6 protein-coding genes and 1 pseudogene are annotated in these 7,879 nt (G+C 57.7%); 3 read left to right on the top strand and 4 right to left on the bottom strand.

Annotation, left to right across the window (positions count from 1 at the left end; genetic code table 11):
• Nucleotides 1-77: 77 nt before the first annotated feature.
• Nucleotides 78-1,712, bottom strand: coding sequence for an acyl-CoA synthetase (locus tag PSES9_RS0118710; RefSeq protein ID WP_010489532.1), 1,635 nt, complete (start codon nt 1,710-1,712; stop codon nt 78-80).
• 371 nt (nt 1,713-2,083) lie between these two features.
• Here PSES9_RS0118710 and PSES9_RS0118705 point away from each other — a divergent pair, with 371 nt between their 5' ends.
• Nucleotides 2,084-3,991 carry a beta-ketoacyl synthase gene (locus PSES9_RS0118705; protein ID WP_010489530.1) on the top strand — a complete coding sequence of 636 codons (1,908 nt, stop codon included), beginning with the start codon at nt 2,084-2,086 and terminating at the stop codon, nt 3,989-3,991.
• Between the two features lie 16 nt (nt 3,992-4,007).
• On the opposite strand, the gene cysQ is transcribed toward PSES9_RS0118705, so the two are convergent.
• Both cysQ and nudE read right to left on the bottom strand, forming a co-directional pair.
• Complete coding sequence (gene cysQ, locus PSES9_RS0118700; RefSeq protein ID WP_010489528.1) at nt 4,008-4,829, bottom strand: 3'(2'),5'-bisphosphate nucleotidase CysQ; 822 nt, start codon at nt 4,827-4,829, stop codon at nt 4,008-4,010.
• Entirely contained in the window at nt 4,826-5,392 is a 567-nt protein-coding gene (gene nudE / locus PSES9_RS0118695) for an ADP compounds hydrolase NudE (RefSeq protein ID WP_010489526.1), read from the bottom strand. Before nudE ends, cysQ begins: the two co-directional genes overlap by 4 nt.
• 123 nt (nt 5,393-5,515) lie before the next feature.
• Here nudE and yrfG point away from each other — a divergent pair, with 123 nt between their 5' ends.
• The gene (gene yrfG / locus PSES9_RS0118690) at nt 5,516-6,178 is read left to right on the top strand and encodes a GMP/IMP nucleotidase (RefSeq protein WP_010489524.1); all 663 of its coding nucleotides are present in this window, start codon (nt 5,516-5,518) and stop codon (nt 6,176-6,178) included.
• An 89-nt stretch (nt 6,179-6,267) separates the two neighbouring features.
• Here the strand turns inward: yrfG and lysM are convergent.
• Nucleotides 6,268-6,708 (bottom strand): annotated as a pseudogene (gene lysM, locus PSES9_RS23905) (peptidoglycan-binding protein LysM).
• A gap of 194 nt (nt 6,709-6,902) precedes the next feature.
• Between lysM and PSES9_RS0118680 the strand changes: the two are divergent.
• Nucleotides 6,903-7,790 carry a LysR family transcriptional regulator gene (locus PSES9_RS0118680; protein WP_010489520.1) on the top strand — a complete coding sequence of 296 codons (888 nt, stop codon included), beginning with the start codon at nt 6,903-6,905 and terminating at the stop codon, nt 7,788-7,790.
• The last annotated feature ends 89 nt before the right edge of the window (nt 7,791-7,879 follow it).

Genomic DNA, 7,879 nt, shown 5'->3' with positions numbered 1-7,879 from the left:
TAGGTCAAACGTATCGATTGCAACTCTTCAGCCCGGCCTTGCGCCGGGCTTTTTTTATCCCGTCAATCAGGCAAGCACTAGTTGGACAGCTTGCGTGCCTGTTCACGCAGGACGAATTTCTGCACCTTGCCGGTGGAAGTCTTGGGCAACTCGCAGAACACCACCTTGCCCGGCACCTTGAAGCGCGCCATATGGGCCTGGCAAAACCGCAGCATAGACTCCTCGGTTGATTCTGCGCCCGGTTTCAAGGTGATAAAGGCGCAAGGCGTCTCACCCCACTTTTCACTGTCCATTGCCACCACCGCTGCCTCCAGCACATGAGGGTGGCGATACAGGATGCCCTCCAGCTCAATCGATGAGATGTTTTCACCGCCAGAGATGATGATGTCTTTGGAGCGATCCTTAATCTCGACATAGCCATCTGCATGCCAAACAGCCAAGTCCCCGGAGTGAAACCAGCCTCCGGCAAAGGCCTCGGCTGTGGCGGTGGGGTTTTTCAGGTAACCCTTCATCACCACATTACCGCGCATGAAGATTTCGCCGATGGTTTCACCATCCTTGGGCACCGGCTGCAGGGTTTCGGGGTCGGCCACCATCAGTTCATCCAGCAATGGCGCACGCACGCCCTGGCGCGATTTTAATTTGGCGCGCTCCTCAGGCGAGGCTTCGTCCCACTCGGATTTCCACTCACAGGCCACGCTCGGGCCATAGGTTTCGGTCAGGCCATAAACGTGGGTGACCTTGAAATCGAGCGCTTCCATCGCCTCGATCACCGCGGCCGGAGGTGCAGCGCCAGCCGTCAGGAACTTCACCGGTTGCGTCTTCAGCGCTTTCAACTCGGCCGGCGCGTTGGCCAGCATGTTCAACACAATCGGCGCGCCACAGAAATGATCAACCCCATGCTCAGCCAGCGCCGGGTAGATGGCATCGGCACGCACATGACGCAAGCACACGCTGGTCCCGATATAGGCTGCCAACGCCCAGGGAAAAAACCAGCCGTTGCAATGGAACATCGGCAGCGTCCACAGGCACACCGGGAAACGGGTCATATCCCAACACATGGCGTTCGACAGCGCATTGAGGTGTGCGCCACGGTGGTGATAGACCACACCCTTTGGATTGCCCGTAGTACCTGAAGTGTAGTTGAGGGCAATGGCCTGCCACTCATCCGCTGGCAGACTCCAGCTGTAATCCGGATCGCCTTCCACCAGCAGGGCCTCGTAATCGAGTTCGCCAATCAGCGAGCCCTCAAGGTATTCGGCATCATCAATGCCGACAACCAATGGCCGCTCGGCCATTTGCCCAAGCGCACGCTGCACCGTCTCGCTGAACTCCTTGTCGACCAGCAGCACTTTTGCCTCGCCATGCTGGAGGATGAACGCTATGGTTTCAGCATCGAGCCGGGTGTTGATCGCGTTGAGCACTGCGCCGCACATGGGCACCGCGAAATGCGCTTCGAACATGGCTTGGCCATTAGGCGCAATGACCGCGACCGTATCGCCCAGGCCAACGCCACGCTGCGCCAATGCGGAAGCAAAACGCACGCAGCGCTTGTATGTCTCCCCCCAGGTTTGGCGCAGCGCGCCATTAATCAGGGCGAGCTTGTTCGGGTATACGAAGGCGGCACGCTCAAGAAAGCTCAACGGACTCAATGCTTGAAAATTTGCCGCATCGCGCGGCATGCCAAACTCATAAGGATTGCTGCTGTTCATTATTGTTCTCCAGCGAAACCAGAAATAATGCCTATTACAGGCGCCGGCGACACACAGGCCATGACCTGTAGGAAACCACTGAAAAAGACCACACAAGCACCACCGGCGGATAACAGCCAAGGGCTGGCCCCTTGATATCTAGCGCAGCAGCTTTTCAGAAGTCCCGTAGTATGAAAGCCTTAACCCTATCAGGGGCAAGGTACTGGTGAACCGCTACCTTGGTCGAAACAGTGACTTACAAGTCATCAAATGCGTCAGCATAGGCATCCGAAAATTTAAACACGGCTGCGCGTTCTCCGCGCATTCAGGACAGGCTCCATTTATTCAGCTATGCCGGCCCTGATTTACCTATTCAAGGAGTTATCTGCGCCATGTCTCGCTTACCCGTTATTGTTGGTTTTGGTGGTTATAACGCAGCCGGACGCAGCTCGTTTCACCACGGTTTTCGTCGCACAGTCATAGAGTCACTGGACCTGGCCAGTCGCCAGGCCACCATTGCCGGGCTGGCGGTATTGATGAAGCTGATCAAGGTAGTCGACGGCCAATATCAATCGCTTGAAGGTGAAGCGCTGGACCTTGGCCAGATTGACGAGCAGTTCTCGCCCTACATCCTTGCCTCGACACTGGTGCGCCGCATCGAGAAGAAGTACCTCGATGTCGATGCCGCCCATTGGCAAAAAAGCATCACCATTGATGCAACCGCCGGTAACCCACTGAGCTTCATCACCCTGCGCAAGCAGTTGCCAGAGCCGCTGCCGTCCGACTGGGCAGTTGAAGACCTGAGCCCAAGTGAAGTGCGGGTCACGCTTTATGATAGCTGTGATTTCAAAATCGATAGCTACCGTGCCCTGCCGGTAAAGTCGGCCGGCCAATTGCCCAATGGCTTCGAGCCAAGCGAACTCTACAACGCGCGCTTCCATCCACGCGGCCTGGCAATGACAGTCGTCGGCGCAACCGATGCGCTGCGCTCGACCGGCATTGATTGGCACGTCATCAGCAAGCATGTCGCACCGGACGAGGTCGCGGTGTTTTCTGGCAGCATCATGAGCCAACTCGATGAAAACGGTTATGGCGGCCTGATGCAATCGCGCCTCAAGGGTGGCCGGGCCACCGCCAAACAGCTACCGCTGGGCTTCAACAGCATGCCGACCGACTTTATCAACGCCTATGTATTGGGCAGCGTCGGCACCACTGGCAGCATCACCGGCGCCTGTGCCACCTTCCTCTACAACCTGCAGAAAGGTATCGAGCACATCCAGTCGGGCAAGGCACGAGTCGCCTTAATCGGCAACAGTGAAGCCCCCATTACCCAGGAATGCATCGAAGGCTACGGCGCCATGGGCGCATTGGCCACAGAGGAAGGCCTGCGCCAGATACAAGGCTCTGATGATGTCGACTTCCAACGTGCCAGCCGCCCTTTCGGCAAGAACTGCGGCTTCACCCTGGCGGAGTCGTGCCAGTACGTCATGCTCATGGACGATGAGCTGGCGATGGAACTGGGCGCCGACATTCACGGTGCCGTGCCGGACGTCTTTATCAATGCCGACGGCTTCAAGAAGTCCATTTCAGCGCCTGGCCCCGGCAATTACCTGACCATGGCCAAGGCTGTCGCCAGTGCAAGCCAGCTGCTCGGCAGCGAAGCAGTGCAAAAGCGCAGCTTCGTCCATGCGCATGGCTCCAGCACACCGGCAAACCGCACCACCGAGTCCGATTTACTCAACCGCATCGCCAGCGCCTTTGGCATCGAAAGCTGGCCAATCACCGCGGTTAAGGCTTTCGTTGGGCATTCGCTGGCAACCGCCAGTGGCGACCAGGTCATCTCTGCCCTGGGCACTTTCAAGTACGGAATAGTGCCAGGCATCAAGACCATAGACGAAGTGGCCGAGGACGTGCACCAGCAGCACCTGAGCATCACCACCCAGGACCGCGACTTGGGCCGGGAGGCGATGGATGTGTGCTTTATCAACTCCAAGGGCTTTGGCGGCAACAACGCCAGCGGCGTGCTGTTGGCGCCCCATGTTGCCGAGCGCATGCTGCGTAAGCGTTATGGCGAGGCGGCGTTCAATGCCTACTTGCAGCGTCGCGAGAAAACCCGCGCCGCAGCAGCCGAGTACGACCGCAACGCCCTGCTTGGCCAGTTGGATATCATCTACAACTTCGGCAAGGACTTGATCGACGACAGCGAGATCGAGCTGGGCACCGAGCAAATCGTCATTCCCGGCTTCGAGCAGCCGCTGACATTCAAGAAGGATGATCGCTACAGCGATATGCTCGACTAGGCTACAAGATGGGCACTCAGCTCAGCTTACGGGCCAGGCTCAGCAGTTGGCCGCGCCACTGCGCAGAAGCAGGCAAGGCGAGAAAGAAGGGGTTGAGCAGCGACTCACGCGCCTCGTAGGTCAGCGCATCACCTTGCAGGGTCAGTACCTCGCCGCCGGCACCTTCGAGTACGCCCTGGGCAGCGGCGGTATCCCACTGCGAGGTCGGTTCCAGCCGCGGATAACAATCGGCAAGTCCTTCGCCCAACTGGCAAAACTTCAGCGAGCTGCCGACATTCACCAATTGCAAATCGCCAACCTGTTCAGCCAGACCGGCCAGCAGGCTTTCTTGCTCCGGGCTGGAGTGGCGACGGCTCGCCACCACGGTAAAGGCACTGGCCGGTGCCACGCGCACATGAATGGCCTGGGCCTGACCCTGGGCGTCTTCGCGCCAGGCGCCAAGCCCCGAGCCACCATAAAAACAATCGCCGTTGACCGGCATCCCGACCACACCAAACACCACCTCGCCCTTTTCGATCAAGGCGACGTTGACCGTGAACTCTTGGCTGCCGGCAATAAACTCCTTGGTGCCCTCGAGCGGATCAACCAGCCACCAGCGTGTCCACTGCGCACGTTCGGCAAGGGCAATATTGGCCGCCTCTTCTGACAGCACCGGGGTGCCCGGCTCCAGCGCCTGCAATCCATCATTAAGAATATGGTGGGCCGCCAGGTCCGCCGCGGTGACTGGCGAAGCATCGGCTTTTTCGGTGACCTCGACACCTGTGCGCCAATACGGCAGGGTGGCCTTTCCAGCTTCGCGTACCAGCTTCACAACAGCTGCAATCAACGCATCATTCACAGGCTGAACTCCCCTCGCTGGCTTAAAATGTCGCGCGCCAGGTACAACGCAGCCAGGGCCCGCCCTTCGCTGAACAGCGGATGCTGGATCAGGCTCGACAGTTCGCGCAGGCTGACTTTATCCACCCGCATGGGCTCGGGCTCATCGCCGGGCAGGCGCTCCTCATACAGGTCGCTGGCCAGCACCACCTGGATTTTCTGGCTCATGTAGCCAGGCGACAAGCTGAGTTCGGCAAGCAGCTCGAGCTTGCGCGCGCCATAACCGGCCTCTTCCTTAAGTTCACGATTGGCAGCATCCAGCACATCCTCGCCGGGCTCGATCAGACCTTTGGGCAGCGACACCTGGTAGTCATCGGTACCGCCGCAATATTCTTCGACCAACACCGCATGCTCGTCATCAAGAATGGCCACAATCATCACCGCGCCATAACCCACGCCCTTGCCGACCAGCCGCTCGTAGGTGCGCTCGACACCATTACTGAAACGCAGTTGCAGCTCTTCAACACGGAACAAACGGCTGCTGGCGACGATTTCACTGGCGAGTACGGTGGGCTTCTGACGCATGAAGATAGCTCCTTAACTATTCTTGCAAGTTATCATACCGCGCTTGCCCGGATTATCAGCCGCGAAGATTGCGCAATTACGACCCCGGCCATCCCAAACTTACCGACAGACGATAAATCGCATATGACTGCACTGCCTTGGCGCGAAATCGACACCGTCCTGCTGGATATGGACGGCACCCTGCTCGACCTGCACTTCGACAACCACTTCTGGCTGGAGCACCTCCCCCAGCGCTACGCCGAACATCACAAGATCAGTCGTGAGCTGGCCGATGCCGAGTTGATGCCACTGTTCAAGGAACACGCGGGACAATTGAACTGGTATTGCACGGATTTCTGGAGCCGTGAATTGAAACTCTCGATCCGCGACCTCAAGCGCGAGGTCGCCGAACTGATCGCCCTGCGCCCTGATGCAGACACTTTTCTCGACGCTGTGCGGGCAGCCGGCAAAAGAGTGGTACTGATCACCAATGCCCACCGTGATTCACTGTCGCTCAAGCTCGAGCGCATCGAACTGGCTGGCTATTTCGAACGCATGATCAGCTCCCACGACTATGGTTTTGCCAAGGAAAACCAGCAGTTCTGGTTCGCCCTCAAACAGGATTTGGTGTTCGACCCGGCGCGAAGCCTGTTTATTGATGACAGTTTGTCGGTACTGCGCAGTGCCGCCCGGTTTGGCATCGCCCATCTACTCGCCGTGCGCGAGCCAGACAGCCGCCAAGGGCCGAGGGATACAGGGGAGTTTGCCGCGGTTGAAGACTACCGGGCGATATTGCAGGGTTTGTAGCCAGGCAGAGCCGAAACAGGCCGCTCGCCTGAAGGCTCAAGCGTACGGGATGGAACAGCCAGGCCTAATGTCCTGGCCGTCGACGGCTGTTATTCCTGCGGGATACGCAGGACCTGGCCCGCGTAGATTTTGTCCGGGTGGCTAAGCATCGGCTTTTTTGCCTCCTAGATCTTGTTTTAGGCGTTGGCGTTGCCATATTCAGCCTTGGCAATGGCGCTTAGGGTGTCGCCTTTCTTGACCGTCACAAAGCGTGCTTCCGGAGCTGGCGTAGCAACGGTGATCTTGTCTTCAACTTCAGATACGCCTTCAACGTTACCCAGTGCCAGGAGAATCTTTTCTTTTTCTTCCTGGCTGGCGACTTCACCACTGGCAATCACCTTTTCGCCTTCAACACTCAGTTGAATAGCGGGATTACCCAAACCAACCTTCGCCACATGCGCTTGGAGTGACTCAGCAGCTTGCGCCTCCTGGCCGACCACTGACTCCCAGAGTTTTACCCCGGCTTCTTTGACGAAACTGAAAATACTCATCGCTATTCCTCTTAATTCCTTGGAAAATTTCCGAGCGGATACTGCCCGGAAGCTCAAGTCTAGCCTGAAATCAGCACGGGTATGATCCGCTGATCTGAACAATGATGATGATTTCCCATCCGCACATTGCCCAAGCGATTGACTGAACGCCATGGGCAAGGCAGCAGAATCGAACGCCAGACAGAGGCCTGGGCATGGATATCAAACAACTCAAGTTCCTAGTCGCACTGGATGAAACCCGGCACTTTGGCCAGGCTGCCGCACGCTGTCACGTCACCCAGCCGACCCTATCAATGCGCCTGCGCAATCTTGAGCAAGAACTGGGGCTCGAACTGGTCCTGCGCGGTCAACGCTTTGAGGGATTCAGCGAGGATGGCAAGCGAATTCTGGCCTGGGCCCGCACCGTCATCGCCGCACAAGACGGGCTTTATGCAGAAGCCGCCGCCTGTCGTGGCCAACTGGTCGGTACGCTTCGCCTGGGTGTGGTGCCGCTGGCAGGTTTTGACCCCATGCGCCTGATCAAACTCTTCGCCAAACAGCATCCGGGCTTACGCTTCCAGCTGTTTTCACTGAGCAGCGAACAGATACTGGAGCGATTGAGCAGCAACCAGATTGACCTCGGCCTGTCATATGTCGAACGTCTCGATCGCGAGCATTACCAGAGCCTTGAACTTGCCGAGTCACGCATGGGGCTGCTGTATGACCGACGCCACTTCCAGCTAGCCGATCAACAGTTGAAGTGGGAAGCGCTGGCGGAGCTGCCGCTGGGCCTGCTTTCAAGCGGCATGCACTTTCGCCAATCCATCGACCACAACCTGCGCTCACGCGGCATCAAGCCGCTTCCACGGCTTGAAACAGATGCAGTCCACCAATTGCTACATGCAGTCAGTGCCGGTATCTGTTGCGCGGTAATGCCACTCAACAGCGGCTTGGGTGATTTTACTGAACACCTGGCCTTAGTACCGATAGAGAGCGCCCATACCCTCTCCCCACTGGGCTTGATAATGCGTGCCAGCGGACAGCGATCTGCCTTGGCGCAAGCCTGCTTTGATGAAGCTAAAGACTTGTTATCCAAGGTATAAACCCAGTTAGATTCATATGATAGAGCGCGTCGATCACGGCATCGGCAATAGCGATTAGACTCCCCCTGCCCAAAGCAATAGGCTTGGCT

The sequence above is a fragment of the Pseudomonas sp. S9 genome, assembly GCF_000222125.1.
In the GTDB taxonomy this organism is placed as follows: Bacteria; Pseudomonadota; Gammaproteobacteria; order Pseudomonadales; family Pseudomonadaceae; genus Aquipseudomonas; species Aquipseudomonas segetis.
Note: the sequence above shows the minus strand (reverse complement) of the source record. Positions and strands in the feature narration are given on the sequence as shown.